We start from the raw sequence: 25,479 nt of genomic DNA on the forward strand, positions 1-25,479 counted from the left end.
GACCCGGCCGGCTGAGACCGGCCTGAATCACCGAGCCGAACAGACGGGCCGTGCTGGCCACGGCCCGTCATCATTCAACGGACTGCAATGGACCAGATCTTTGGCGTACCGACGGCAGCCTTCATGGGGCAACTCATGCTGGGGCTGGTCAACGGTTCTTTTTACGCACTCCTTTCGTTGGGCCTGGCCGTCATCTTCGGCATGCTCAACATCGTCAACTTCGCGCACGGCGCGCTCTACATGACGGGCGCCTTCTTCGCGTGGATGCTGCTGAACTATGCCGGCGTGAACTACTGGTTCGCGCTGCTGCTCGCGCCCGTGGCCGTGGGCCTGATCGGCGTGATCATCGAAAAGACCATGCTGCGCTGGCTGCATGGACTGGACCACCTCTATGGCCTGCTGCTGACCTTCGGCCTGGCCCTGCTGCTGGAGGGTGTATTCCGCGAGTTTTACGGTTCGTCGGGTCTGCCCTACGAACTGCCTGAAATCTTCCGGGGCGGCTTCGACCTGGGCTTCATGTTCCTGCCCAAGTACCGGGCCTGGGTGATCTTCGCGGCGGTGTTCGTCTGCCTGGCCACCTGGTTCGTGATCGAGAAGACCAAGCTGGGCGCCTATCTGCGCGCCGGCACCGAGAACCCCAACATGGTCAAGGCCTTCGGCATCAACGTGCCGCTGATGGTGACCCTGACCTACGCCTTCGGCGTGGGCCTGGCCGGCCTGGCCGGGGTGATGGCCGCGCCCATCTACCAGGTCAGCCCGCTGATGGGCTCGAACATCATCATCATCGTGTTCGCGGTGGTGGTGATCGGCGGCATGGGCTCCATCCTGGGCTCCATCCTGACCGGCCTGGTGCTGGGCCTGATCGAGGGCCTGACCAAGGTCTTCTATGCCGAGCTGTCCTCGACCGTGGTGTTCATCATCATGGTCATCGTTCTGATGTTCCGCCCGGCGGGCCTGTTCGGTCGGGAGAAATGATGTCCAAAACCCGCATTCTGTATGCCGTGCTGTTCGCGGCACTTCTGGTGGCTCCGTTCGTGGGCTACCCGATCTTCCTGATGAAGGTGCTGTGCTTTGCGCTGTTCGCATGCGCCTTCAACCTGCTGATCGGCTTCACCGGCCTGCTGTCCTTCGGCCATGCCATGTTCTTCGGCTTTGCCGCCTATGTGTCGGGCCATGCCGCCAAGGTGTGGGGACTGACGCCGGAGCTGGCCATCCTGGCCGGCACGCTGTGCGCCACCGTGATCGCGGTGGTGACCGGCTGGCTGGCGGTGCGGCGCCAGGGCATCTACTTCGCCATGGTGACGCTGGCCCTGGCCCAGATGATCTACTTCATCTGCGTGCAGGCACCCTTCACCTACGCCGAGGACGGCATCCAGAGCATTCCGCGCGGCAAGCTGTTCGGCGTGATCGACCTGGCCAGCGACACCGCCATGTACTACGTGGTGGTGGCCATCTTCGTGTTCGGCTTTGCGCTCATCTACCGCATCATCCACTCGCCCTTCGGGCAGGTGCTGAAGTCGGTGCGCGAGAACGAGCCGCGCGCGCTGTCCCTGGGCTACAACGTCGACCGCTACAAGCTGCTGGCTTTCGTGCTGTCGGGCACCATCGCCGGCCTGGCGGGTGCCACCAAGTCGATCGCCTTCGGCATCGCGACGCTGACCGACGTGAGCTGGCAGATGTCGGGCGAGGTGGTGCTGATGACGCTGCTGGGGGGCATGGGCACCATCCTGGGTCCGGCCGTGGGCGCGGCCATCATCGTGACCATGCAGAACTACCTGGCCGACCTGGGCTCCATGGTGTCGATCATCATGGGCATGACCTTCGTGGTCTGCGTGCTGGCCTTCCGCCGCGGCATCGTCGGCGAGATCGAGTACCGCCTGGGCAAGAAGGGGTGACCCCCTTCGCCGGGCTCAGAAGTGGGCCAGGTAGCCGCCGTCCACCGCCAGCGTGTGGCCGGTGACGTAGCTGGCCGCATCCGAGGCCAGGAAGACAGCGGCCCCGGCCACCTCGTCCGGCCGGCCCCAGCGGCCCAGCGAACTGCGGCGGCTCAGCCATTCGGCAATGCCGGGATCGGCCACCATGCCGGCATTGGCGTCGGTGGCGAAGAAGCCGGGAGCGATGGCATTGACGCGAACGCCGCGCGGTCCCAGTTCGGCCGCCAGCGCCCTGGTCATGGCCTCCAGCGCCCCCTTGGTGGTGGTGTAGGCCGCATCGCCGGACCGGGCGATCGGCCCGGCGATCGAGGTCACGTTCACGATGCTGCCGCTGCCTTGCCGCTGCATGGGGCGAGCGGCTTCCCGGCACAGGTGCCAGGCCGACACCAGATTGACTTCCATCAGCCCGCGCAGGGCATCGGCCGGCAGATCGTCCAGGGGCGCTCGATGGCGCTGCCCCACGTTGTTGATCAGCACATCCAGCCGGCCTTCGGCCTGCAGCAGGCGATCGAGCGCCGCGGTGGCGGCAGGCAGATCGGCCACGTCCAGCGGGCACGCCACGGCCTGCGGACCGAGTTCGGCCGCGGCCAGCGCCAGCGCATCGGCATCCCGACCGGCCAGCCAGACGCGTGCACCGTGCCCGATCAGGCCGGCCGCCATGGCGCGGCCCAGACCGCGTGTGGCACCGGTGACCAGCGCCACGCGCCCGGTCAGATCGAAGTGGGAAGTGCTGTGCATAGGCGCCGGATTATCCGGCGCCCGCCGTTCAGACCGACAGCTCGGCCAGGGCCGATGCGGAGAACCGCATGGTGGGTTCGGCTTCGGCGCAGGGCAGGGTGAAGTAGAAGGTGCAGCCGTGGCCCGGTGCCGATTCGCACCAGATCCGGCCGCCATGGCGCTCGATGATCCGCTGGGTGAGCGACAGCCCGGTGCCCGTGCCTTCGAAGTCCATGGAGTGGTGCTGGCGCTGGAACATGACGAACAGGTTGTGCGCCTTGGTCATGTCGAAGCCGGCGCCGTTGTCCCGGATGTAGAACATGCGACCGCCCACCGGGTTGATCTGCCAGCCCAGCTCGATGCGGGGATGCTCGGTCTTGCGGGTGAACTTCACCGCGTTGTCCAGCAGGTGGCCGAAGGCCTGGGCCAGCATCATGGCGTCGCCCAGCAGCACGGGGAGTTCGTCGTCGATGACCCATTCGATGCGGCGGTCGCGGTGTTCCTGCTGCAGGTGCACCAGGATGCCGCGCAGCAGCTGCGTCATGGGCACCGCGTGCTGCTCCACCGTGACCCGCCCCAGCCGGGCGTATTCCAGCAGGCCTTCGATCATCAGTCCCATGCGTTTGCTGGACTTGGCGATCGAGCCCAGGTACTGGATGGATGTGGCATCGCCGCCGTCGCCCACATGCTCCTGCAGCAGCGACACGAAACTGGAGATGTGGCGCAGCGGTGCCCGCAGGTCGTGCGAGACCATGTGGGAGAACACGTCGAGGTCCTTGTTGGCCGCCACCAGCTGGCGGGTGCGCTCGGCCACCCGCTTCTCCAGTTCGCGGTTGAGGTCGTTCATGACGTCTTCCAGGCTCTTGGCGGCGGTCATGTCGCGCGTGATGCACGAGAGGCCCTGCAGTTCGCCCTGCTCGTTGCGCAGGGCGGTCAGGATGGTGTGGGCCCAGAAGCGCGATCCGTCCGACCGCACACGCCAGCCCCGGCTTTCCCACTGGCCGTGGGCCTTGGCCAGGCGCAGCACCTGGGGCGCATCGGTTTCGTCCTCGCCGTTGGTCATGGTGCTCATCAGCACCTCGAAGGGCAGCCCCTCGATCTGCCGGCGGGAGTGGCCGTGCAGCCGCTGCGCGCTGTCGGTCCATTCGGTGATGCGGCCCTCGGCATCCACGAAGTAGACGCAGTAATCCTGGATGGCCGACACCATCAGCCGGTAGCGCTGTTCGCTGGCGTACAGCTCGGCGGTGCGGGCGCGCACCCGCTCTTCGAGCTCCTGGTTGGCATTGAGCACCATCTCCTCGGTGCGCTTGCGCTCGCTGATGTCGTGCAGCTCGATGAAGATGCCGTTCACCTCGCCGTCGCGCACATCCGGGATGTAGCGGATCTCGTAACAGTGAGCGCGGCCGTCCACGTCGCTGCGCACCGCCTCGAACTGCTGCTCCTGTCCGCTCAGTGCCTCGGCGATGCGCGGCAGGATCTCGGCCATCACGTCGGGGTGGACGATCTCGCTCATGTGGCGGCCCAGCAGTTCGTCGGGCTGGCAGCCGTAGCTGGCGGCATGGGCGATGTTGGCGAATCGGCAGACGAGGTCCCGGTCGTAATAGGTCAGCCGGGCCGGAATCCGGTCGGTGAAGCTGCGCAGCAGACTTTCGGGCGCCAGGGCGGCGGTGCTGCGATCGGTGTCCATGGGCGGGCCTCCTGGGGAGAAACGGAAATGCAGAGAACGCGTTGTCTCTTCCGTATCGACCCGCCCTGCCAAAACTTCAGTCCAGCGATCTGGGGACGTCCATCAAAAAAGCCCTGCGGATTCCTCCGCAGGGCTTGGCAGCCAAGTGAGCGCCAGCTTTTATTTGAGGCCAGCGGCTTCGCGCAGGATCTGCGCCTTGTCGGTGCGCTCCCAGGTGAATTCCGGCTCCTCGCGTCCGAAGTGGCCGTAGGCGGCGGTCTTGCTGTAGATCGGGCGCAGCAGGTCCAGCATCTGGATGATGCCTTTGGGACGCAGGTCGAAATGGGCTTCCACCAACTTGGCGATCTCGGCGTCCGGGATCACGCCGGTGCCTTCGGTGTAGACCGTGATGTTCATCGGCTTGGCCACGCCGATGGCGTAGGCCACCTGCACCTGGCACTGGCGGGCCAGGCCGGCGGCCACCACGTTCTTGGCCACATAGCGGGCGGCATATGCGGCCGAGCGGTCGACCTTGGACGGGTCCTTGCCCGAGAACGCGCCACCACCGTGCGGGCAGGCGCCGCCGTAGGTGTCGACGATGATCTTGCGGCCGGTCAGACCGCAGTCACCCTGGGGGCCACCGATGACGAAACGGCCGGTCGGGTTGACCAGGTAGCGGGTGTTCTGGATCCACTCCTTGGGCAGCACCGGCTTGATGATCTCCTCGATCACCGCCTCGTAGAAGCTGGCCTTGAGCTTGGTGGCGGTCTCGCTCTGGTCCGGGCTGTGCTGGGTGGACAGCACCACGGTGTCGATGCTGTGCGGCTTGCCGTCCACATAGCGCATGGTCACCTGGCTCTTGGCGTCCGGGCGCAGGAAGGGCAGACGGCCGTCCTTGCGCAGCTGGGCCTGGCGCTCCACCAGCCGGTGGGCGTAGTAGATGGGGGCGGGCATCAGCTCGGGCGTTTCGTCGCAGGCGTAGCCGAACATCAGGCCCTGGTCGCCGGCGCCGGTATTCAGGTGGTCGTCGGAGGCATGGTCCACGCCCTGGGCGATGTCGTTGGACTGCTTGTCGTAGGCCACCAGCACCGCGCAACCCTTGTAGTCGATGCCGTACTCGGTGTTGTCGTAGCCGATGCGTTTGATGGTGTCGCGCGCCACCTGGATGTAGTCGACGTGCGCGTTGGTCGTGATCTCGCCGGCCAGCACCACGAGACCGGTGTTGGTCAGGGTCTCGGCCGCCACGCGCGAGCGCGGGTCCTGGGCGAAGATGGCATCGAGGATGGCATCCGAGATCTGGTCGGCCACCTTGTCGGGATGGCCTTCGGATACGGACTCGGAAGTGAAGAGGAAATCGTTCGCCATGTCTTTAAACTCCTGCGTTGGGTGGATCGGCGTTGCCGGTCCTGCAGAAGGCGGCGAACGCTTTAGCGGTATTTGTGAATCGCCCCGCAATCAGTTCATCAACTCGGCGATCCGCGTATTTTAAGCGCAAGCCCCATTCCCGTTCCTGGCCCGCCTTGACCTTGCTTGTCACATCGCTGTTCCGCCTGGGGCGCCACCTGCCGTTGTGGTGCCTGCACGGCATCGGCAGCGTCCTGGGCTGGTTGAGCTTTGGCCTGTCCTCGCGTTATCGGCGCCGCCTGATCGACCATGCGGCGCAGGCCGGTTACGGCCGTGCGGTGGCCCTGGGCTCGGTCGGGCAGGCCGGGCGGCTGGTGGCCGAGCTGCCCCGGTTGTGGCTGGGGCGGCCGGTGCCGGTGCGCTGGGACGGCGAGCAGCACATCGAGGCCGCCCTGCAGGAGGGCGCCGGCCTGCTGTTCCTCACGCCGCACCTGGGTTGCTTCGAGATCACCGCCCAGGCCTATGCAGAACGCTTCGGCGCGCGGCGCCCCATGACCGTGCTGTTCCGCCCGCCCCGGCTGGCCGCCCTGCGCGATCTGGTCGCGCAGGCGCGGCAGCGCCCCGGCCTGCAGACCGCTCCGGTTTCCCTGGCGGGCGTGCGCCAGCTGATGCGGGCCCTGAAGGCCGGAGAGGCCGTGGGCCTGCTGCCCGATCAGGTACCGCCGCAGGGTCAGGGGGTCTGGGCGCCTTTCTTTGACCGCGCCGCCTACACCATGACGCTGTCCAGCCGTCTGGCCCAGGCCGGCGGATGCCGTGTGCTGCTGAGCTGGGGGGAGCGCCTGCCCCGGGGCCAGGGCTATGTGGTGCATGTGCGCCCGCTGGCCGAGCCGCTGCCCGACGATGCGTCGGCCGCCGCTGCCGTGGTGAACCGGGCCATGGAATCGCTGGTGCGAGAATCGCCCGCCCAATACCTGTGGTCCTACGACCGCTACAAGAATCCGCGCTGATGTCCGCCGAGCCGTCCGTTCCGTCCCACCAGAAACCGCCCGGCGGCCTGGCCAACTGGCTGGGCCTGGCTGCCATGCGCCTGCTGGCGCACCTGCCGCTGCCCTGGATCCGCGCGCTGGGCTGGCTGCTGGGGCAGGTGCTGCACACCGTGGCGCGGCGCCGCCGTACCATCGCCCGCACCAACTGGTCGCTGTGTTTTCCCGGGCAATCGGTGGCGCAGCGGGATGCGGCCATCCGGCGCCACTTCGTGTACTTCGCTCAGGCCTGGCTAGACCGCAGCTGGCTGTGGGAGGCCGCGCCCGACGTGGTGCGCCGACGCCTGCTCCTCAAGGGGGATCTGGGCGCCCTCGAAGGCGGGCAGCCCACGGTGATGTTTGCACCGCATTTCGTCGGCATGGACGCCGGCTGGACCGCCATCACCGCCCACCTGCCGCGCCGTTTCTGCGGCATCTATGCCGAGCAGCTCAACCCGGATGTGGACCGCTGGATGGCCCGGGGGCGGCAGCGTTTCGGCGATCCCCACATCGTGGCCATGCGCCAGGGCCTCAAGCCGCTGGTGAGTGCTCTGCGCGACGGCCTGCCCTTGTACCTGCTGCCCGACATGGACTATGGCACCCGCGATTCGGTGTTCGTCCCTTTTTTCGGCGTGTCCACGGCCACGCTCACCTCCCTGTCACGCTTTGCCCGGCTGTCGCGGGCGCGGGTGGTTCCGGTGGTCAGCCGTCTCACGCCCGGGGGCTATGAGGTCGTGGTGCATCCGGCCTGGGAGGCCTATCCCACGGCCGATGTCGAGGCCGACACGGCACTCATGAACCGGCGCCTCGAAGATTTCATCGCCGGCATGCCCGAGCAGTACTACTGGGTCCACAAGCGCTTCAAGTCGCGCCCGCCGGGAGAGGCTTCGCTCTACGACGGGGTGCGCTGAGCGCTTCGGGCGTTCAGCCGCTCCGCGATCAGGCGGATCACCTCGACCGGCTGCTCGTGCACGATCCAGTGGGTGGCACCGGCCACCTGCACCACGTCCAGGTCGGGCACCCAGGTGTCGAGTCCCTCCAGCAGGGCCGGTGGCAGGGCGGTGTCGCCCAGACCCCAGATCACCCGCGTGGGCACCCGCACCATCACCTTGTCCAGGGGCAGCTGCACGGCCGCTGCGGCCGGGTCCTGCGGCGTGGGCGGCCGCAGCGGGGAGGCCCCGTAGTAATGGCAGCCGCCATGCAGGCCGTGCCGCCAGACTTCGCGGTACTGCTCGCGCACCGCGTCGGTGAGCCAGGCCTGCGGTCCGCTGTCGGCGGCCATGTTGGTGAAGAACGGCCAGAGCCGGGCGAAGTCGTTCTCGGCCAGCAGACGGGGGGCGTCGGGACGGGCCAGAAAGTTCATGTAGGCACTCGCCGCCTGCTGGGCCGGGTTGTGGGCCAGTTCGCGCTGGAACGGTCCCGGGTGCGGGGCATTCAGGATGATCAGCTGTTCCATCAGCGTCGGGTGCTGCGCCGCCACCGTCCAGGCCACGGCGCCGCCCCAATCGTGGGCGATCAGGGCGCCCAGCCGGCCGGGGGTGGGGCTGCCGGCCGTGATGGCGGTGGTGAGCGCCACGATGTCCTGCACCAGATGCCTCGCCTTGTAGGCGCCGACCTCATCGGGTGAACTCGATTTCTCGAAGCCCCGCAGGTTGGGCGCCACGCAGTACCAGGCGCCTTGCTCGGGGCGCGAGAAATGCCGCAGCAGCTCGTCCCACACGAACGCGCTTTCCGGGAAGCCGTGCAGGAACAGCAGGACCGGACGCCCCGGCGTGCCGGCGGTGCGGCAGTTCAGGCGGATGCCGTGCGGCAGTTCGATCGGAAGCATCTGGATCATGGCGGGCTTTCGCTGAGGGGCTGGCCCGCCGACGCGCTCCCGGCGGGAGCGTCACTCGTCGAGTGCGGGCGGTTCGTCGTCGGCCGGGTCGGCAGCAGCGGGAGTTGCAGGCGCCGTCCGGGGCTCATGGGTCCATTGCCACAGCAGCTGCGCCACCTCGTCCAGCCCCTGCTTCTTGAGGGCCGAGAACAGTCTGGCCTCTCCGCCGCCGGACTGCAGTCGCGCGATCGACAGGGCCTTGTTGGCCTCGGCCCGGGTGAGCTTGTCCGATTTGGTCAGCAGCACCAGGAACTTCAGCCCCTCCTGCACCCGCGGACGGATGACCTCCAGCAGCGTCTCGTCCAGTTCGGTCAGACCCAGGCGCGGATCGATCAGCAGCACCACCCCGACCAGGTTGGGCCGCGTGATGAGGTAATTGCCCATCACCCGCTGCCAGCGCAGCTTGGCCTCTCGCGGCACGGCGGCATAGCCGTAACCGGGCAGGTCGGCCAGCACCGCATCGGTCACGCCCTGCTTGCCCAGCGAGAACAGGTTGATGCTCTGGGTGCGGCCAGGGGTCTTGGAGGCAAACGCCAGCCGCTTCTGCTGGGTGAGGGTGTTGATGCAGGTGGACTTGCCAGCGTTGGAGCGGCCGACGAAGGCCACTTCGGGCACGTCGAGGGCCGGCAGGTGCTCCAGCTGCGGAGCGGTGGTGAGGAAACGGGCGGTGTGCAACCAACCGTGCGTGATCCGGGGATCGGGCTTGGCGTCTGGTGGAGTAGGGTATTGGGTCATTAGGGGGATCCCGGTGGGGCATTGTAAAATCGACGGGCTTTGCCGGGGTGACCCGGCCCACCCCATCAACCGAAACCGTCGCATCGACGCCCGTCCCGTCATGAAATTGCCCGTTTCCCTCCTTTGCGCCGCTGCTGCTGCAGTGCTGTCCTTCAGCGCCCAGGCGCAGTCCGCCAAGCCCGACCTAGTCAAGGGTGCTGCGACCTACGGCAACGTCTGCGTGGCCTGCCATGCCGTCGACGGCAATTCGACCACCCCGGCCAACCCCAAACTGGCCGGTCAGCACCCCGAGTACCTGATCAAGCAGCTGCAGGAATATAAGTCGGGCAAGCGGGCCAACGCCATCATGCAGGGCTTCGCCGCCACCCTGTCGGACGACGACATGCGCAACGTCGCCTACTGGCTGGCCAGCCAGAAGCCCAAGGACGGCGCCTCCACCGACAAGGACCTGGTCAAGCTCGGCGAGCGCATCTACCGCGGCGGCATCGCCGACCGCCAGATCGCCGCCTGCGCCGGCTGCCACAGCCCCAACGGTGCCGGCATCCCGTCGCAGTACCCGCGCCTGTCCGGCCAGCACGCCGAGTACACCGAAACCCAGCTGCGCCACTTCCGTGACGGCACCCGCGCCAACAATGCCCAGATGACGGGCGTGGCCGCCAAGATGAACGACCGCGAGATCAAGGCGGTCTCCGACTACATCGCTGGCCTTCGTTGAGCGGGCCTTCGAAGCCTGGGGTCATATAAGCCGTCGTTAATGCATTGACGGACAATCGCGGCGGCCGGGCGCGGCAGGACACAAAAAAGACGGCCGCGCATTGAACTGCCAGACCCGCCACACGTCATAGCAGGGCGCCATCCGGACCAGACGGATGCGCCCTTTTTTCTTGCACCGTCCACCGTCCCATGAGCGTATCCACCGAAGGTCTCCAGCTGCGCACCGGCTCCCGGTGGGTCAGCGACATGGTCGAGCTGCTGTCCTCGATGCGGTTCGCCATTTCACTGCTCACGGTGATCTGCATCGCCTCGGTCATCGGCACGGTGGTCAAGCAGCACGAGCCCTTCAACAACTACGTCAACCAGTTCGGTCCTTTCTGGGCCGAGGTGTTCGCCAGCGCCCAGCTGTTCTCGGTCTACAGCGCCTGGTGGTTCCTGCTGATCCTGGCCTTTCTGGTGATCAGCACCAGCCTGTGCATCGCCCGCAACACGCCCAAGATCCTGGTCGACCTGAAGTCGCACAAGGAAAACATCCGGGAGCAAAGCCTCAAGGCGTTTGCGCACAAGGCCGAGGCGTCGCTCGCCGAATCCCCGGAATCGGCGGCGCGGCGCATCGGTCAGACCCTGGTGGGTTCGGGCTGGAAGGTGAAGCTGCAGTCCCGCGACACCCCGCAGGGCACCGGCTGGATGGTGGCGGCCAAGGCCGGTGCGGCCAACAAGCTGGGCTACATCGCCGCCCACAGCGCCATCGTGCTGATCTGTGTGGGCGGCCTGCTCGATGGTGATCTGATGGTCCGTGCCCAGACCTGGTTCAACGGCAAGCAGCCGTTCCAGGGCGGCGGGCTGATCGCCGATGTGCCCGAACAGCACCGGCTGTCCTCCAGCAACCCGACCTTCCGCGGCAACCTGCTGGTGACCGAAGGCACCGCCTCGAGCACCGCCATCCTGGCCCAGCCCCAGGGCGTCCTGCTGCAGGAGCTGCCCTTCTCGGTGGAACTCAAGAAATTCATCGTCGAGTATTACGACACCGGCATGCCCCGCCTGTTTGCCAGCGAGATCGTCATCCACGACAAGGAAACCGGCGAGAAGAAGGAAGCCCGTGTCGAGGTGAACCACCCTGCCAACCACCGCGGCATCAACATCTACCAGTCCAGCTTCGATGACGGCGGCTCCCGCGTGAAGCTGCAGGCGGTGCCGCTCACCCGGCCCACCCGTCCCTTCGAGGTCGAAGGCACCATCGGCAGCTCCACGGCGCTGAGCAACGGCGATCAGCAGCTCACCCTGGAGTACACCGCGCTGCGGGTGATCAACGTCGAGAACTTTGCCAACGCCGGCGTTGCAGACGGCAGCCAGACCGACGTGCGCAAGGTCGACCTGCGGCACTCCATCGAAAGCCGCCTGGGTGCCGGCAACAAGACGGTGACCGAGAAGCATCTGCGCAACGTCGGCCCGAGCATCACCTACAAGCTGCGCGACGCTGCCGGTCAGGCGGTGGAGTACCACAACTACATGCTGCCGGTGGAGCTCGATGGCCAGCGGGTCTTCCTGCTCGGCCTGCGTGAGACCCCGCAGGAGCCGTTCCGCTACCTGCGCGTGCCGGCCGATGCCGACGACAGCATGGACGCCTTCGTGCGCCTGCGCGGGGCGCTCGATGACCCCGAGATGCGCCGTGCCGCGGTGCGTCGTTATGCGGAGTCGTCGGTGGAGCCGGGGCGTCCCGACCTGGCCGAGGCCCTGGTGGCGTCGGCCACCCGCGCGCTCGACCTGTTCGCCGGCGCCGAGCCGGTGCCGGCCACCGACAGCCGTCCGGAGGTGGTGGGCGGTCTGCAGGCCATCTCGGCCTTCCTGGAATCCAACGTGCCGGGCAACGACCGCGAGCGCGCGAGCGATGTGCTGGTGCGCATCCTCAACGGCACGCTGTTCGAGCTCTACCAGCTGAGCCGCGAGAAGGCCGGTCTTCCGCGGTCCGCGCAGGACGAATCCACCCGCCGCTTCATGACCCAGGCCGTCATCAGCCTGAGCGACACCTTCTTCTACCCGGCGCCCATGACGTTCCAGCTCAAGGATTTCACCCATCTGCAGGCCAGCGTCTTCCAGGTGGCCCGGGCCCCGGGCCAGAACATCGTCTACCTGGGCTGCCTGTTGCTCATCATCGGGATCTTCGCCATGCTGTACGTGCGTGACCGCCGCATCTGGGTGTGGCTGAGCCCCAGCGGCGAGAACCGGTCCGAGGCCCGCATGGCCCTGTCGTCCAACCGCAAGACCATGGACGGCGATCGCGAATTCGACCAACTTCAGTCCCAGTTGCTCAAGGTGACCCCATGAATACCGCCACCCAGACCATCGAGCTCAAGAAAGACGGCACTGCCCAGGGCGTGCAGCCCAATTACTTCGCGCGACGCGACCTGTGGGACTGGCTCTTTGCCGCCCTGATGGTGGCGGGTGCGGCATGGGCCTTCGCCCAGTACCACACCGCCATGAACGTCTACGAGCAGTGGATCCTGGCCGGCACCGTGCCGTCGGTGATCTGGCTGGGCTGGTTCTGGCGCCCGGTGCGGGCCCTGACCGTGACGGTCGGCTTCTTCTCCCTGCTCGCCATCTGGCTGTACCAGACGCCGGCCGGCGCCGATCTGGCCCGGGCCGATCAGGTGTTCATGCTGAAGTACTTCATCTCCAGCCAGTCGGCCATCCTGTGGATGAGCCTGCTGTTCTTCATGAGCACGGCTTTCTACTGGATCGGGCTTTTCACCCGCGCCGGCAGCGCGTTCGAGGTGCTGGGCTCGCGCCTGGCCTGGGCAGCCGTCACGCTGGCGCTGATCGGCACCATGGTGCGCTGGTACGAGAGCCACCAGATCGGCCCCGGCATCGGCCACATCCCGGTGAGCAACCTCTACGAGGTGTTCGTCCTGTTCTGCTGGATGACGGCCGCCTTCTATCTGTACTACGAAGACCAGTACCAGACCCGCAGCATGGGCGCGTTCTCGATGCTCATCGTCAGCGCGGCGGTCGGCTTCCTGCTCTGGTACACCGTCGTGCGCGAGGCCCATGCCATCCAGCCGCTGGTGCCGGCGCTGCAGAGCTGGTGGATGAAGGTGCATGTGCCAGCCAACTTCATCGGTTACGGCACCTTCGCGATCGCCGCCATGCTGGCCTTTGCCTACCTGATCAAGCAGTCCGCCGGCGAGACCCGCTGGTACAAGCTGGCGCCGCTGTGGCTGCTGGGCGTGGTGCTGTGCTTCGAGCCCATCGTGTTCCGCCAGGGCGCGCAGGACCAGGGCGGCAGCTACTGGTTCGTGTACTTCGGCATCTCGGCCCTGATCGTGGGCGCCATCATCGGTGGCCGGCGTCGCATTGCCGAGCGCCTGCCCAGCTTCGAGGTGCTCGACGACGTGATGTACAAGGCCATCGCTGTGGGCTTCGCCTTCTTCACCATTGCCACCGTGCTGGGTGCGCTGTGGGCGGCTGAAGCCTGGGGCGGCTACTGGAGCTGGGACCCGAAGGAAACCTGGGCCCTGATCGTCTGGCTGAACTACGCCGCCTGGCTGCACATGCGCCTCATGAAGGGCCTGCGCGGCACCGTGGCCGCCTGGTGGGCGCTGGTGGGTCTGGCCATCACCACGTTCGCCTTCCTGGGCGTCAACATGTTCCTCTCCGGACTGCACAGCTACGGGGAACTCTGACCCGGTCCGGCTTTTCTGCCGGAACTTTGCAAGAATCGCTGCGGTCCCACGACCAATCTGGACAGCGGTGGCGGCATCCTCCGCCACCGCTGTTTTCACTCGAGGTTCGCAATGATCATCCGCACCGGCACTGATGGCTTCCAGCACCCGATCTCCAGCGAGATCACTCCCCAGAGCGTCTACCAGAACCGCCGCCAGTGGCTCATGACGGCCGCTGCCGCCGGCGCGCTGGGCTGGACCGGGCGCGAGGCTTTCGCACAGGCCGGTGTCGAGCGCCCGGGCCGTCTGGCGCCGCTGGCGTCGAGCCCGAGCAAGGTGGCCGGCGCCCAGGCGCTGGACAAGCCCACGGCCTACAAGGACGCCAGCACCTACAACAACTTCTACGAGTTCGGCACCGACAAGTCGGACCCGGCGGCGCGTGCCGGCTCGCTCAAGACCCGGCCCTGGACGGTGCAGGTCGAAGGTCTGGTGAACAAGCCCGGCACCTACGACATCGAGACCCTGCTCAAGCTCGCCCCCATGGAGGAGCGCATCTACCGCATGCGCTGCGTGGAAGGCTGGTCGATGGTGATTCCGTGGGTGGGTTATTCGCTGGCCGAGCTGATCCGGCGTGTCGAACCCCAGGGCAGCGCGAAGTACGTGGAGTTCCACACCCTGGCCGACAAGGCCCAGATGCCGGGGCTGCGCAGCCCGGTGCTGTTGTGGCCGTATGTGGAAGGTCTGCGCATGGACGAGGCGCTGCATCCGCTGTCCATGCTGGTGTTCGGCATGTACGGCGAGGTGCTGCCCAACCAGAACGGCGCACCGCTGCGCCTGATGGTGCCGTGGAAGTACGGCTTCAAGAGCGGCAAGTCGATCGTCAAGATCCGCTTCACCGACAAGCAGCCGAACACCGCCTGGAACATCGCTGCGCCGCAGGAGTACGGCTTCTATTCCAACGTGAATCCGCAGGTGGCTCATCCGCGCTGGAGCCAGGCCACCGAGCGCCGCATCGGCGACGAAGGCGGCCTGTTCGCCAAACGCCGCCAGACCCAGATGTTCAACGGCTATGAAGCCCAGGTCGGCCAGCTCTATGCCGGCATGGACCTGCGCAAGTTCTACTGAGCCGCGCGCCCATGGCCACGGCCAGCCCGACGCTGCAACGCCCGCAGCCCAGCCTGCCCAACCGGGTGCTGCTGCACCCGGCGGCCAAGCCGGTGCTGGGGCTGCTGTGCCTGCTGCCCTTTGCCTGGCTGTTCTGGGCGGCCTGGCATGACCAGCTGGGCGCCAACCCGGCCGAGGCCTTGATCCGTTCCCTGGGCGACTGGACCTTGCGCTTTCTGGTGCTGGTGCTGCTGGTCACGCCGCTGCGCACCTGGGCCGGCTGGCCGGCGCTGGCGCGGATGCGGCGCATGCTGGGCCTGTTCGTGTTCTTCTATGCCAGCCTGCACCTGGTGGCCTACGCCTGGTTCGACATGGGCCTGGACCTGAGCGAGATCGTGCACGACACCGGACAACGCCGCTTCATCCTGGTGGGCATGGTGTCGTGGCTGCTGTTGCTGGCGCTGGCGGCCACCTCGTTCAACCGCGCCATCCGCTGGCTGGGTGCGGCCCGGTGGCAGGCGCTGCACCGCGCCGTGTACGTGGTGGCGGTGCTGGCCATCCTGCACTTCTTCTGGATGCGCGCCGGCAAGAACAACTTTGCCGAGGTGTGGGTGTATGCCGCCATCCTGGGCGGCCTGCTGGGCTGGCGTCTGTGGCGCCGTGTCGGGCGCCTCCGGCTTCAGTCCAGCGGGACTTCGGCCCGCAGTTGATCGGCCACGCTCTCGCGCTGGCGGATCACCCGCACCCGATCGCCGTCCACCAGCACTTCGGCGGCCCGTCCCCGGGTGTTGTAGTTGCTGGCCATGCTCATGCAGTAGGCGCCGGCGGACAGCACCGCCAGCACGTCGCCGGCCTGCACGTTCAGAGTGCGGTCGCGGCCGATCCAGTCACCGCTTTCGCACACCGGGCCCACCACGTCCCAGACCATGCCGTCGCCGCCGCGCGGCCGCACCGGCTCGATGCGGTGGAAGGCCTGGTACATGGCCGGTCGCGGCAGGTCGTTCATGGCCGCATCCACGATCAGGAAATTCTTCTGCTCGCCCGGCTTGAGGTAGAGCACTTCGGTCAGGCACACACCGGCATTGCCCACAAGCGAACGCCCCGGTTCGATCATGATCCGGCGCTGTCCGAACCCGCGCGCATCCAGCCGGGCGAGCAGCTGGCTCCACAGATCGTCGGCGGCCGGCGGTGTGTCGCCGTTGTAGTCGATGCCCAGGCCACCCCCAAAGTCGATGTGGGGCACGGGCACACCGGCTGCTTCGATGGCGGTCACCAGGTCCAGCACCCGGTCCATCGCATCCAGGTAGGGGCCTGACTGGGTGATCTGCGAACCGATGTGGCAATCGATGCCCACCACCTGCAGCCCGGCACACGACGCAGCATGGCGGTAGGTCGCCACCACCTCTTCATGGGCAATGCCGAACTTGTTGCCCTTCAGGCCGGTGGAGATGTACGGGTGGGTCTTGGCGTCGACGTTGGGGTTGACGCGGATGCTCACCGGCGCGCGCCGGCCCAGGCTGCGCGCCACGTCGTCGAGCACGTCCAGCTCGGCGCGGCTCTCCACGTTGAAGCAGCCCACGCCGACCTCGATGGCCCGGCGCATCTCGGCGCGGGTCTTGCCCACACCGGAGAACACGATGCGTTCCGGCTGCACGCCGGCGGCAAGTGCCCGCTCGAGCTCGCCGCCCGACACGATGTCCAGGCCACAGCCGGCCCGCACCAGCGTCTGCAGGATGGCCAGCGACGAGTTGGCCTTCATGGCGTAGCAGATCAGGTGGTCGCGACCGGCCAGTCCGCGCTGATAGGCCGACAGCGCCGCCAGCATGGCCGCGCGGCTGTAGGCGAACAGGGGAGTGCCGTGTTCGCGGGCCAGCCGCGACAGGGCCACGCCCTCCAGGTGGAGTTCACCGTTCTGGTGTGTCAGGAAGGCGGGGAGCTGGGACATTCTGGGCAGGGGAGGGGGCAGGCGTGGCCGCCGGGGGAGCGGTCACCGAAGACGGGGAGGGGAGGTACAGCGGGCCTTTCTGGCCGCATCCCCACAGGCCGCCGCAGGCCACAAGGCACAGAACCCCAAGGCGGGCGGGGCCATGGCTGCGGCCTAGAATGCGTTGGTACCCGAACATCCGCGCATTGTAATGACCGACACCGAATACCAGGACCGCGCCGAAGCGCTGCTCAAGGCCGTCGAACTGGCCTGTGACCGCCTGAACGACGACACCGACGCCGACATCGACAACCAGCGGGTGGGGGGCATGATCACGCTGACCTTCCGCAACCGCAGCCAGATCATCATCAATCTGCAGAAGCCGTTGCAGGAAGTGTGGCTGGCCGCCAAGGCCGGCGGCTTTCATTACCGCCACGACGGCACCGCCTGGATGGACACCAAGGGCCACGGCGAGTTCTTCGCCAACCTGACCCGCCATGCCAGCGAGCAGGCGGGTCAGCCGCTGTCGTTCAGTTCCTGAACAGATCGAGGATCGAACGGCGGTCTTCCACCGCCGGCGCCCGAGGCGCCTCGCCCGGCAATGCTTCGGTGCCGGTCTGGCCCGGCAGCGGGTCCTGCATGCCCAGGGACTGCACGCCCTTGCCCGGACCGTACTCTTCGTAGTACCACTCGCCGCCCACATTCACCACCCCGGGCGGCGGGTCGTACTGGGCCACCGGCACGTCCTTGAGCGCCGTCTGCATGTACTGGATCCAGATCGGCAGGCTCAGGCCACCACCGGTCTCGCGGCTGCCCAGGTTGCGGGGTGTGTCGTAACCCACCCATGCCGCGGCCACCACCGTGGGCTGGTAACCGACGAACCAGGCATCCACGGCGTCGTTGGTGGTGCCGGTCTTGCCGAAGAGGTCGGGTCGCTTCAGCGTGGCCTGGGCCCGAGCGGCCGTACCCGAGCGGGTGATTTCCTGCAGCAGGCTGTTCATGACGAAGGCATTGCGTGCATCGATGACGCGCGGTGCACTGTCCAGCGTGGTCTGGGGCGCCTCGAACAGCACATGACCCCGGTAGTCGGCCACCTTGGTGATCAGCGTCGGGGTGATGCGGTAGCCGCCGTTGGCGAAGACCGCGTAGCCGGTGGCCATCTGCATCGGTGTCACCGAGCCGGCGCCCAGCGCCATGGTCAGGTAGGGGGGGTGGCGGGCTGGCTCGAAGCCGAATCGCGACACCCATTCCTGCGCGCTCTGGGTGCCCACCAGCTGCAGCACCCGGATGGACACCATGTTCTTGGACTTGGCCAAGGCCCTCCGCACCGACATGGGCCCATCGAACTGACCGTCGTAGTTCTTGGGTTCCCACGGTTTGCCGCCGGTCTGCTCTGCGCTGTAGAACAGGGGGGCATCGTTGACGACCGTCATGGGCGTCAGGCCTTTTTCCAAGGCGGCGGAGTAGATGAAGGGCTTGAAGCTCGATCCCGGCTGCCGCCAGGCCTGGGTCACGTGGTTGAACTTGCTTTTCTGGAAGTCGAAGCCGCCCACCAGCGCATGGATGCGCCCGTTGCGCGGATCCATGGCCACGAAGGCCGACTCGACCTCGGGCAGCTGGGTGATGCGCCAGTTCTTGTCGTCCACCTTGACCACGCGGATGACCGCGCCCGGGCGGATGCGGATGTTCGGGCCGGCCTTGTCCGACAGGCCCGACTGGGCCGGCTTGAGACCCTCCCCGGTGATCTCGAAGGGCTCGCCGTCCTGGCGAACCGCCACCACCTTGCGCGGGCTGGCCTCCAGCACCACGGCGGTCAGCAGATCGCCGTTGTCCGGTCGGTCCGACAGGGCGTCGTCGATGGCTGCGTCCCTCTCGGCCGGATCGGCCGGCAGCGTGATGAACAGCTCCGGACCCCGGTAGAACTGACGGCGCTCGTAATCCAGGATGCCGGCCCGCACCGCCTTGTAGGCCGCTTCCTGGGCAGCCGACTTGACCGTCGTGGTGACCACCAGGCCGCGCGTGTAGGCCTCTTCGCCGTACTGATCGACCATCGCCTGACGCACCATCTCGGCCACGTAGTCGGCCTGGATGCCGACCGACGTGGCGGGCGTCCTGAGCTTGAGCGGTTCGGCGCGGGCCTGCTCGGCCTGAGCTTCGGTGATGAAACCGTTCTCCACCATCCGGTCGATGATGTGAAGCTGGCGAGCCCGTGCCCGCTTGGGGTTGCGGATCGGGTTGTACGCCGAGGGTGCCTGCGGCAGCCCGGCCAGCATGGCCGCCTCGGCGATGCTGATGTCCTTGAGCGTCTTGCCGAAATAGGTCTGAGCCGCCGATTCGAATCCGTAAGACCGTTGTCCCAGGAAGATCTGGTTCATGTAGATCTCCAGGATCTGCTCCTTGGTCAGCAGGTGCTCCAGCTTGAACGTCAGCAGCACCTCATAGATCTTGCGGGTGTAGCTCTTCTCGGCCGACAGGTAGACGTTGCGGGCCACCTGCATGGTGATGGTGGATGCCCCCTGGCTCTTGGCCTGGCGCAGGTTGGCCAGCGCTGCGCGCAGCATGCCACGGTAGTCGACCCCGCTGTGTTCGAAGAAGCGGGCGTCCTCGATGGCCAGCACCGCGTTCTTCATCACGTCGGGGATGTCGTCGATGCGCATCAGATTGCGTCGCTCTTCCCCGAACTCGCCGATCAGGCGGCCATCGGCGCTCAGCACCCGCAGGGGCAGCTTGGGACGGTAGTCGGCCAGGCCCGTCACATCGGGCAAATTGGGGTAGGCGACTGCGAGGGCGATGCCCACCGCAATCAGCACGCACGCAACACCGGCTGCCGCCAGTCCGGCCAGACCCACCACCAAGCGTCCGATCAGGGCGACCGGACTCGACGGTGCAGATACTCGTTTCGAAGGAGAACGGGTGGGGGTACTGTCGTCAGCGGGCATGAAGGCGATCGTGTTGGCGGTTGCTCATTATAAAAACGCCCCCTTTCGGTCCACCCGACCTCCCGCCGGGAACTTGTGAAGGGATGTGAGGCGCATTCGCGAACCGGCTTGAGCGTGTTGCCACGGGACCTTGTCTCGTGTGATTTTGACAACGTTTCCATTTGTGGTCTGTGTCAAAAATCTTTGCCGCTCAAAGGGCTTGCTGCTAGCATTGAAGTGAATTCTTAAGTTTTGAACCAGCCTTGGCTTGATGTTTTGGGGGCCGCCTTGATCTCACTGGGATCTTTATTCAGCCGCGAACCGGCGCCCATGCTGGGCATAGACATCAGCACGTCCAGCGTGAAGCTGGTGGAACTGAGCCGCAACCGCTCAGGCGAGCTGGTCCTTGAACGCTGCGCGATGGAGCCGCTGGAGCGTGGCTGGATCGTCGACGGCAACATCGAAAAATTCGACGAGGTGGCCGACGCGCTGCGCCGTCTGGTGCGCAAGAGCGGCAGCAAGACGAAGCAGGTCGCGCTCGCCCTGCCGGCTTCGGCCGTGATCACCAAGAAGATCATCCTGCCCGGCGGCCTGACCGACAAGGAGCTCGAAGCCCAGGTCGAGTCCGAGGCCAACCAGTACATTCCCTTCTCCCTGGACGAAGTTAGTCTTGACTTCTGTGTGATCGGTCCCAGCGCCACATCGGTGGGCGACATGGAAGTGCTGATTGCGGCATCCCGCAAGGAAAAGGTGTCGGACCGTCAGGGCCTGGCGGAAGCCGCCGGTCTCAAGCCGGTGGTGATGGACGTGGAATCCTATGCGTCGCGCCTGGCCGCAGGACGCGTCATTGAATCGTTGCCCAACCAAGGCGCGGACGCGCTGGTGGCCCTGTTCGAACTGGGTTCGCTGACCACCAGCATGCAGGTGATCCGCAACGACGAAGTCCTGTACGAGCGCGATCAGGCGTTCGGTGGCGCGCAGCTCACCCAGCTCATCGTGCGCCAATACGGTTTCTCGGCCGACGAGGCCGAAGCCAAAAAGCGCTCGGGCGAGCTGCCTGAGGACTACCGCCAGGCCGTGCTCGACCCGTTCGTGGACACCCTGGCCCAGGAAGTCGGTCGTGCACTGCAGTTCTTCTTCACCAGCACGCCCTTCAACAAGGTCGATCACATCCTGCTGGCGGGCGGCAGCGCTGCGCTGGCCGGACTGACCGAAGCCGTGACGCAGCAGACCTCGTTCAACTGCATGGTCATCAATCCCTTCGACACCATGGAGATGGGGTCCTCCGTCCAGGCGCGAAAGATCAGCCGTGAAGCGCCGGCCTACCTGACCTCGACCGGCCTGGCGCTGCGGAGGTTCCACCAATGATCCTGATCAACCTGCTGCCCCACCGGGAGGCAGCCCGCAAGCGGCAGAAGGAACTCTTCTTCACGCAACTCGGTGGCTCGGCCCTGGCCGGTGTGCTGGTGTCCGCCGCCGTTTTCCTCTGGTACCAGGCCCGCATCGAGGAACAGCAGGCGAGGAACGATTTCCTGGTGGCCGAGACGGCGAAGCTGGACGCCGAAATCAAGGACATCGCCTCGCTGCAACAGCAGATCGCGTCGCTGCGGGCACGCCAGACGGCCGTCGAGGACCTTCAGGCCGACCGCAACCTGCCGGTGCACATGCTCGAGGAGCTGGTCACCCAGCTGCCCGAGGGGGTCTATCTCAACACGATCCGGCAGGAAAACCTCAGCATCCTGATGACCGGCACCGCCCAGTCGCAGGAACGCGTCTCGGAGCTGTTGCGCAACCTGACCAACAACAGCCCCTGGCTGACCAAGCCCGAGCTGATCGAGATCGTCGCCGGTTCGGCGGCGTTGGCCGGGCGAGAGCAGCGCCGGGTGTCCAATTTCACTGTTCGGGCCACGCTCAAGCGTCCTGCACCGGCAGTGCCGGGCGCGCCGGCTCCAGCGGCGGGACAGCCGCCCGCCAAGGTCTGACCAGGGGTGCACGATGGCCAAATCTCCCAACATCAACATCGACTTCAAGGTACTGCAGGACAAGCTGCGCAGCCAGTTCTCCGACCTTGACCCCAACGATCCGTCCCTGTGGCCGGCGCTGCCCCGCAACCTGTTGCTGGTGGCGGTGTGCGCCGCGATCATCGGCGGGCTGTGGTTCTTCTGGCTCAAGGATGTCGACGCCCAGCTGCTGGGCGCCCAGGCGCGTGAGACAGAGCTTCGGACCACCTACCGCGCCAAGCTGGTGCAGGCGGTGAACCTGGATGCCCTCAAGAAGCAGCTCGAGCAGGTGCAGCAGTACGTCACCCAGCTGGAGAAGCAGCTGCCCAGCAAGGCCGAGATGGACGCGCTTCTGTCCGACATCAACCAGGCCGGCCTGGGTCGCAGTCTGCAGTTCGAGCTGTTCCGGCCAGGGCAGGTGACCGTCAAGCAGTACTACGCCGAATTGCCGATTTCCATCCGGGTGACGGGCAGCTACCACGACATCGGTCTGTTTGCCGCCGATGTGGCCAACCTCTCCCGGATCGTGACGCTCAACAACCTGTCCCTGGCCCCGGGCCGTGACCGGAACACCCTGAGCATGGAGGGCACCGCCAAGACCTTCCGCTACCTGGATCAGGAAGAGATTGCAGCCCAGCAGGGAGGCAAGAAGTGATGCGACAACGCACGATTCCTGTTCTGGGCCTGCTGGCGACCACGGCATTGTTGACCGCCTGCGGCGGTGGACAGCAGGACGACATCCGGGCCTGGATGCAGGCCGAACGCAACGGCATCAAGCCGTCCGTGCAGCCGATTCCGGAGCCCACGAAGTTCAATCCGGAGCCGTACAGCGCGGCCAACGGCCTGCCCCCGTTCAGCACCGAAAAGCTCGAAAGCGTGCTGCGCGGTGCCGCAGCTGGTCCTGCCGCCAGCTCGGCGCTGATCGAGCCGGAACTCAACCGTCGCCGCGAGCCGCTGGAGGCTTTCCCGCTGGACACCATGTCCATGGTGGGCAGTCTGGACCGGGGCGGCGCGCTGGTCGCGTTGGTGAAGGTCGGCGGCTTGCTGTACCAGGTCAAGGCCGGCAACTATCTGGGTCTGAATTACGGACGCGTCATGCGCATCAGCGAGACCGAGGTGGTGCTCCGAGAAATCGTCCAGGATTCCACCGGCGAATGGACTGAGCGCCCCGCAGCGCTGCAATTGGTAGAGGGAAACTCCAAATGAACAAGGCATATCGGACTACCGGCAGCAGCGCAGGGTCCCGGTTGAAACGCGCGGCAGTGTGGATGGTCCTGTCCACGGCCAGCGCATGGGCCTATGCCCAGAACACCATCGAGTCGGTCACTGGCGGCACGCAGGGCGGCACCGAGGTGATCCGCATCGTGACCAAGGAGCCGCTCAAGGGCCCGCCTGCCGGATTCACCATCCAGTCGCCCGCCCGCATCGCGCTGGACTTTCCTGGCGTGACCAATGCCATCGGTCGCAGCACGGTCGACATCAACGAAGGCAACCTCCGTTCGGCCAATGTGGTCCAGGCCGGTGACCGCACCCGGGTGGTCATCAACCTCAAGCAGTCGGCTGCTTACCAGACCCGCATCGAAGGCAACACTCTGCTGGTGCTGATGGACCGCAACGAGGCCGTCACAGCCCAGACCCAGCCGCCGGCAGCGTTTGCAGAGAGCCGGACGCTCGATGTGGCGGCACTGCGCGACATCGATTTCCGCCGCGGCGCAGGCGGTACCGGCCGCATCGTGGTCGAGCTGGCCAGCAGCCAGGTGGGCGTCGACATCCGCCCCCAGGGTTCCACGCTGGTGGTGGACTTCCTCAAGACGTCCCTGCCCGAGGGTCTTCGCCGTCGACTGGACGTGACCGATTTCGGCACGCCGGTCCAGTCCATCGTCACCAGCCAGATCGGCGACCGTGTGCGCATGGTGGTCACCCCGACCGGTGCCTGGGATCACTCGGCCTATCAGAGCGACAACCAGTTCGTGCTGGAAGTGCGTGAGCAGAAGATCGATCCGGCCAAGCTGAGCCAGGGTCCCGGCTACACCGGCGAGAAGCTCTCGCTGAACTTCCAGAACATCGAGGTCCGCTCCCTGCTGCAGGTGATCGCCGATTTCACCAGCTTCAACATCGTCACGTCCGACTCGGTCACCGGATCGGTCACCCTGCGCCTCAAGGACGTGCCCTGGGATCAGGCGCTGGACATCATCATGCAGGCCAAGGGCCTGGGCATGCGCAAGTCGGGCAACGTGATCTGGATTGCGCCCAAGGACGAGATCACCGCCCGCGAGAAGCAGGAGCTGGAATCCAAGGCCTCGATCGAAAGTCTGGAAGTGCTGCGCACCCAGTCGTTCCAGATGAACTATGCCAAGGCCGCCGACATCGCCAACCAGCTGCGCAGCTCCGGCAACTCCTCTGGTTCTGCCACCGGCGGTGGCAACGCCAGCATCCTGTCCAGCCGCGGCAGCGTGATTTCGGAGCCGCGCACCAACCAGCTGTTCGTCACCGACACCCCGTCGCGACTCCAGCAGGTGCAGGAGCTGATCAACAAGCTCGACATCCCGATCCGCCAGGTGATGATCGAAGCCCGCATCGTCGAGGCCGACGACACCTTCAGCAAGTCGATCGGTGTGCGCCTGGGCGGGGGCATCCGCCAGTCGCCGGACACTGGCGGCAACTCGGTGCGGGGCAACTTCGGTTCGAACTACGGTGCCGTCACCGGTGCCGGCCAACCCAGTCTGACCTCGCTGCCCTTCGTCAACCTGCCGGCCAACCCGTCCAACAACGCCGCGGCCACTTACGCACTGTCGCTGTTCAGCCCGAGCGCGACCCGCTTCCTGGCGCTGGAGGTGTCGGCGCTGGAGTCGGATGGCAAGGGCCGCATCGTGTCCAGCCCCCGGGTGGTGACCGCCGACCAGGTCAAGGCGCTGATCGAGCAGGGTACCGAAATCCCGTACCAGACCGCCACGTCCAGCGGCGCCACCGCGATTGCCTTCCGCAAGGCCAACCTCAAGCTGGAAGTGACGCCGCAGATCACGCCGGAAGGCAACATCATCCTGGACCTGGATGTGAACAAGGACAGCCCCGGTGATGTGACGCCTGACGGCATCGCCATCAACACCAAGCACGTCAAGACCCAGGTGCTGGTGGAGAACGGCGGCACGGTGGTGATCGGTGGCATCTTCGAGCAGACCGACCGCAACGAGGTCGACAAGGTGCCGCTGCTGGGCGATCTGCCGGGCGTGGGCAATCTGTTCAAGACGCGCAACCGGATTTCCAACAAGTCCGAACTGCTCATCTTCATCACCCCGCGGGTGCTGGGTCGCACGGTCTCGAATTGACGTCACGCACCGTGGCCCTGGTGGGCCTGCCCGGATCGGGCAAGTCCACCATCGGAAGGCAGCTCGCGCGCAGGCTCGGGCTGCCTTTCTTCGATTCCGACGCCGTCATCGAGCAGCGCATCGGCTGTCCGATCCGCCTGTTCTTCGAGCAGGAGGGCGAGGCCCGCTTCCGGGACATCGAGGCCGAGGTGATCGCCGAGCTGGCGGCGGGCGCCTCCAAGGTGCTGTCCACCGGGGGCGGGACGGTGCTGCGCGAAGACAACCGGCGGATCCTGCACGCCAACACGGTGGTGGTTTATCTGCGGTCAGCGCCCGAGGAGGTGTTTCGGCGCGTTCGGCATGACCGCAACCGGCCGCTGCTGCAGGTGGACGACCCGCTGCAGAAGCTCCGCGACCTGCATGCCCAGCGCGATCCCCTCTACGCGGAAACCGCGCACTTCACCATCGACACGGGTCGTCCGTCGGTTTCCACCCTGGTCAACATGATCGTCATGCAGCTGGACATGTCGGACATCGGCCGCGCCACGCCGGGACTCTGAC

General features: G+C 66.5%; 24 protein-coding genes. 16 read left to right on the forward strand and 8 right to left on the reverse strand.

What is annotated here, in order from left to right; genetic code table 11:
- Positions 1–87 precede the first annotated feature (87 nt).
- Both CAP38_RS13810 and CAP38_RS13815 read left to right on the forward strand, forming a co-directional pair.
- Positions 88–975 carry a branched-chain amino acid ABC transporter permease gene (locus CAP38_RS13810; protein WP_086122012.1) on the forward strand — a complete coding sequence of 296 codons (888 nt, stop codon included), beginning with the start codon at positions 88–90 and terminating at the stop codon, positions 973–975.
- The gene (locus CAP38_RS13815; protein WP_373271417.1) at positions 975–1,895 is read left to right on the forward strand and encodes a branched-chain amino acid ABC transporter permease; all 921 of its coding nucleotides are present in this window, start codon (positions 975–977) and stop codon (positions 1,893–1,895) included. The genes CAP38_RS13810 and CAP38_RS13815 overlap by 1 nt, the downstream gene beginning before the upstream one ends.
- A gap of 15 nt (positions 1,896–1,910) precedes the next feature.
- On the opposite strand, the gene CAP38_RS13820 is transcribed toward CAP38_RS13815, so the two are convergent.
- The 3 genes from CAP38_RS13820 to metK form a co-directional block, all read right to left on the reverse strand.
- The gene (locus CAP38_RS13820) at positions 1,911–2,672 is read right to left on the reverse strand and encodes an SDR family oxidoreductase (RefSeq protein WP_086122014.1); all 762 of its coding nucleotides are present in this window, start codon (positions 2,670–2,672) and stop codon (positions 1,911–1,913) included.
- A 28-nt stretch (positions 2,673–2,700) separates the two neighbouring features.
- A complete protein-coding gene (locus tag CAP38_RS13825; protein WP_086122015.1) occupies positions 2,701–4,338 on the reverse strand; it encodes a PAS domain S-box protein in 1,638 nt (545 codons plus the stop codon).
- A 159-nt stretch (positions 4,339–4,497) separates the two neighbouring features.
- Positions 4,498–5,682 (reverse strand): methionine adenosyltransferase, encoded by a 1,185-nt coding sequence (gene metK, locus CAP38_RS13830; protein ID WP_086122016.1) that lies wholly within the window; start codon positions 5,680–5,682, stop codon positions 4,498–4,500.
- 155 nt (positions 5,683–5,837) lie between these two features.
- Between metK and CAP38_RS13835 the strand changes: the two genes are divergently transcribed.
- Positions 5,838–6,668: a lysophospholipid acyltransferase family protein gene (locus CAP38_RS13835; protein ID WP_086122017.1), complete on the forward strand. Its 831-nt coding sequence runs from the start codon at positions 5,838–5,840 to the stop codon at positions 6,666–6,668.
- Positions 6,668–7,594: a lipid A biosynthesis acyltransferase gene (locus CAP38_RS13840; protein ID WP_086122018.1), complete on the forward strand. Its 927-nt coding sequence runs from the start codon at positions 6,668–6,670 to the stop codon at positions 7,592–7,594. The genes CAP38_RS13835 and CAP38_RS13840 overlap by 1 nt, the downstream gene beginning before the upstream one ends.
- On the opposite strand, the gene CAP38_RS13845 is transcribed toward CAP38_RS13840, so the two are convergent.
- Positions 7,576–8,520, reverse strand: coding sequence for an alpha/beta fold hydrolase (locus CAP38_RS13845; protein ID WP_086122019.1), 945 nt, complete (start codon positions 8,518–8,520; stop codon positions 7,576–7,578). The genes CAP38_RS13840 and CAP38_RS13845 overlap by 19 nt on opposite strands.
- A 51-nt stretch (positions 8,521–8,571) precedes the next feature.
- Entirely contained in the window at positions 8,572–9,294 is a 723-nt protein-coding gene (gene yihA / locus CAP38_RS13850) for a ribosome biogenesis GTP-binding protein YihA/YsxC (protein ID WP_086122020.1), read from the reverse strand.
- A 100-nt stretch (positions 9,295–9,394) separates the two neighbouring features.
- Here yihA and CAP38_RS13855 point away from each other — a divergent pair, with 100 nt between their 5' ends.
- The 5 genes from CAP38_RS13855 (at position 9,395) to CAP38_RS13875 (ending at position 15,481) form a co-directional block, all read left to right on the forward strand.
- A complete protein-coding gene (locus tag CAP38_RS13855; RefSeq protein ID WP_086122021.1) occupies positions 9,395–10,009 on the forward strand; it encodes a cytochrome c in 615 nt (204 codons plus the stop codon).
- A gap of 188 nt (positions 10,010–10,197) precedes the next feature.
- A complete protein-coding gene (locus CAP38_RS13860) occupies positions 10,198–12,333 on the forward strand; it encodes a cytochrome c biogenesis protein ResB (RefSeq protein WP_086122022.1) in 2,136 nt (711 codons plus the stop codon).
- Positions 12,330–13,688: a c-type cytochrome biogenesis protein CcsB gene (gene ccsB, locus CAP38_RS13865; protein ID WP_086122023.1), complete on the forward strand. Its 1,359-nt coding sequence runs from the start codon at positions 12,330–12,332 to the stop codon at positions 13,686–13,688. Before CAP38_RS13860 ends, ccsB begins: the two co-directional genes overlap by 4 nt.
- Positions 13,689–13,799: 111 nt before the next feature.
- Entirely contained in the window at positions 13,800–14,792 is a 993-nt protein-coding gene (msrP, locus tag CAP38_RS13870) for a protein-methionine-sulfoxide reductase catalytic subunit MsrP (protein WP_086122024.1), read from the forward strand.
- 11 nt (positions 14,793–14,803) lie between these two features.
- Positions 14,804–15,481 carry a sulfite oxidase heme-binding subunit YedZ gene (locus CAP38_RS13875; protein WP_179188558.1) on the forward strand — a complete coding sequence of 226 codons (678 nt, stop codon included), beginning with the start codon at positions 14,804–14,806 and terminating at the stop codon, positions 15,479–15,481.
- Here the strand turns inward: CAP38_RS13875 and lysA are convergent.
- Together lysA and CAP38_RS15270 are read right to left on the reverse strand one after the other, a co-directional pair.
- On the reverse strand, positions 15,451–16,716 hold the full coding sequence (lysA, locus tag CAP38_RS13880) for a diaminopimelate decarboxylase (protein ID WP_086122025.1): 1,266 nt from the start codon (positions 16,714–16,716) through the stop codon (positions 15,451–15,453). The two genes, CAP38_RS13875 and lysA, sit on opposite strands and share 31 nt — an antisense overlap.
- Entirely contained in the window at positions 16,676–16,894 is a 219-nt protein-coding gene (locus CAP38_RS15270; RefSeq protein WP_143435838.1) for a lipoprotein, read from the reverse strand. The genes lysA and CAP38_RS15270 overlap by 41 nt, the downstream gene beginning before the upstream one ends.
- Positions 16,895–16,906: 12 nt before the next feature.
- Between CAP38_RS15270 and cyaY the strand changes: the two genes are divergently transcribed.
- Positions 16,907–17,236 (forward strand): iron donor protein CyaY, encoded by a 330-nt coding sequence (gene cyaY / locus CAP38_RS13885; RefSeq protein ID WP_086122026.1) that lies wholly within the window; start codon positions 16,907–16,909, stop codon positions 17,234–17,236.
- Here cyaY and CAP38_RS13890 read toward each other — a convergent pair.
- Complete coding sequence (locus tag CAP38_RS13890; RefSeq protein ID WP_086122027.1) at positions 17,226–19,634, reverse strand: penicillin-binding protein 1A; 2,409 nt, start codon at positions 19,632–19,634, stop codon at positions 17,226–17,228. The two genes, cyaY and CAP38_RS13890, sit on opposite strands and share 11 nt — an antisense overlap.
- A gap of 267 nt (positions 19,635–19,901) precedes the next feature.
- On the opposite strand from CAP38_RS13890, the gene CAP38_RS13895 reads away from it, so the two are divergent.
- From CAP38_RS13895 to CAP38_RS13920, 6 genes are all read left to right on the forward strand, one after another.
- On the forward strand, positions 19,902–20,981 hold the full coding sequence (locus CAP38_RS13895) for a pilus assembly protein PilM (protein WP_086122028.1): 1,080 nt from the start codon (positions 19,902–19,904) through the stop codon (positions 20,979–20,981).
- Positions 20,978–21,595, forward strand: a complete 618-nt coding sequence (locus CAP38_RS13900) for a PilN domain-containing protein (protein ID WP_086122029.1) — start codon at positions 20,978–20,980, stop codon at positions 21,593–21,595. The genes CAP38_RS13895 and CAP38_RS13900 overlap by 4 nt, the downstream gene beginning before the upstream one ends.
- A gap of 13 nt (positions 21,596–21,608) precedes the next feature.
- Entirely contained in the window at positions 21,609–22,268 is a 660-nt protein-coding gene (locus CAP38_RS13905) for a type 4a pilus biogenesis protein PilO (protein WP_086122030.1), read from the forward strand.
- A complete protein-coding gene (locus tag CAP38_RS13910) occupies positions 22,268–22,819 on the forward strand; it encodes a pilus assembly protein PilP (protein WP_256924462.1) in 552 nt (183 codons plus the stop codon). Before CAP38_RS13905 ends, CAP38_RS13910 begins: the two co-directional genes overlap by 1 nt.
- 62 nt (positions 22,820–22,881) lie before the next feature.
- Positions 22,882–24,939 carry a type IV pilus secretin PilQ gene (gene pilQ, locus CAP38_RS13915; RefSeq protein WP_373271418.1) on the forward strand — a complete coding sequence of 686 codons (2,058 nt, stop codon included), beginning with the start codon at positions 22,882–22,884 and terminating at the stop codon, positions 24,937–24,939.
- Positions 24,936–25,478: a shikimate kinase gene (locus CAP38_RS13920; RefSeq protein WP_256924463.1), complete on the forward strand. Its 543-nt coding sequence runs from the start codon at positions 24,936–24,938 to the stop codon at positions 25,476–25,478. The genes pilQ and CAP38_RS13920 overlap by 4 nt, the downstream gene beginning before the upstream one ends.
- The last annotated feature ends 1 nt before the right edge of the window (position 25,479 follow it).

Origin of the sequence: Hydrogenophaga sp. IBVHS2 (genome assembly GCF_002127215.1) — a bacterium.
Classification (GTDB): domain Bacteria; phylum Pseudomonadota; class Gammaproteobacteria; order Burkholderiales; family Burkholderiaceae_C; genus Hydrogenophaga.

What these genes read in the sequence shown, in the direction of transcription:
- CAP38_RS13810 (WP_086122012.1), top strand. Translation starts at nt 88, where the DNA reads ATGGACCAGATCTTTGGCGTACCGACGGCAGCCTTCATGGGGCAACTC.
- CAP38_RS13815 (WP_373271417.1), top strand. Translation starts at nt 975, where the DNA reads ATGTCCAAAACCCGCATTCTGTATGCCGTGCTGTTCGCGGCACTTCTG.
- CAP38_RS13820 (WP_086122014.1), bottom strand. Translation starts at nt 2,672, where the DNA reads ATGCACAGCACTTCCCACTTCGATCTGACCGGGCGCGTGGCGCTGGTC.
- CAP38_RS13825 (WP_086122015.1), bottom strand. Translation starts at nt 4,338, where the DNA reads ATGGACACCGATCGCAGCACCGCCGCCCTGGCGCCCGAAAGTCTGCTG.
- metK (WP_086122016.1), bottom strand. Translation starts at nt 5,682, where the DNA reads ATGGCGAACGATTTCCTCTTCACTTCCGAGTCCGTATCCGAAGGCCAT.
- CAP38_RS13840 (WP_086122018.1), top strand. Translation starts at nt 6,668, where the DNA reads ATGTCCGCCGAGCCGTCCGTTCCGTCCCACCAGAAACCGCCCGGCGGC.
- CAP38_RS13845 (WP_086122019.1), bottom strand. Translation starts at nt 8,520, where the DNA reads ATGATCCAGATGCTTCCGATCGAACTGCCGCACGGCATCCGCCTGAAC.
- yihA (WP_086122020.1), bottom strand. Translation starts at nt 9,294, where the DNA reads ATGACCCAATACCCTACTCCACCAGACGCCAAGCCCGATCCCCGGATC.
- CAP38_RS13855 (WP_086122021.1), top strand. Translation starts at nt 9,395, where the DNA reads ATGAAATTGCCCGTTTCCCTCCTTTGCGCCGCTGCTGCTGCAGTGCTG.
- CAP38_RS13860 (WP_086122022.1), top strand. Translation starts at nt 10,198, where the DNA reads ATGAGCGTATCCACCGAAGGTCTCCAGCTGCGCACCGGCTCCCGGTGG.
- ccsB (WP_086122023.1), top strand. Translation starts at nt 12,330, where the DNA reads ATGAATACCGCCACCCAGACCATCGAGCTCAAGAAAGACGGCACTGCC.
- msrP (WP_086122024.1), top strand. Translation starts at nt 13,800, where the DNA reads ATGATCATCCGCACCGGCACTGATGGCTTCCAGCACCCGATCTCCAGC.
- CAP38_RS13875 (WP_179188558.1), top strand. Translation starts at nt 14,804, where the DNA reads ATGGCCACGGCCAGCCCGACGCTGCAACGCCCGCAGCCCAGCCTGCCC.
- lysA (WP_086122025.1), bottom strand. Translation starts at nt 16,716, where the DNA reads ATGTCCCAGCTCCCCGCCTTCCTGACACACCAGAACGGTGAACTCCAC.
- CAP38_RS15270 (WP_143435838.1), bottom strand. Translation starts at nt 16,894, where the DNA reads ATGTTCGGGTACCAACGCATTCTAGGCCGCAGCCATGGCCCCGCCCGC.
- cyaY (WP_086122026.1), top strand. Translation starts at nt 16,907, where the DNA reads ATGACCGACACCGAATACCAGGACCGCGCCGAAGCGCTGCTCAAGGCC.
- CAP38_RS13890 (WP_086122027.1), bottom strand. Translation starts at nt 19,634, where the DNA reads ATGCCCGCTGACGACAGTACCCCCACCCGTTCTCCTTCGAAACGAGTA.
- CAP38_RS13900 (WP_086122029.1), top strand. Translation starts at nt 20,978, where the DNA reads ATGATCCTGATCAACCTGCTGCCCCACCGGGAGGCAGCCCGCAAGCGG.
- CAP38_RS13905 (WP_086122030.1), top strand. Translation starts at nt 21,609, where the DNA reads ATGGCCAAATCTCCCAACATCAACATCGACTTCAAGGTACTGCAGGAC.
- CAP38_RS13910 (WP_256924462.1), top strand. Translation starts at nt 22,268, where the DNA reads ATGCGACAACGCACGATTCCTGTTCTGGGCCTGCTGGCGACCACGGCA.
- pilQ (WP_373271418.1), top strand. Translation starts at nt 22,882, where the DNA reads ATGGTCCTGTCCACGGCCAGCGCATGGGCCTATGCCCAGAACACCATC.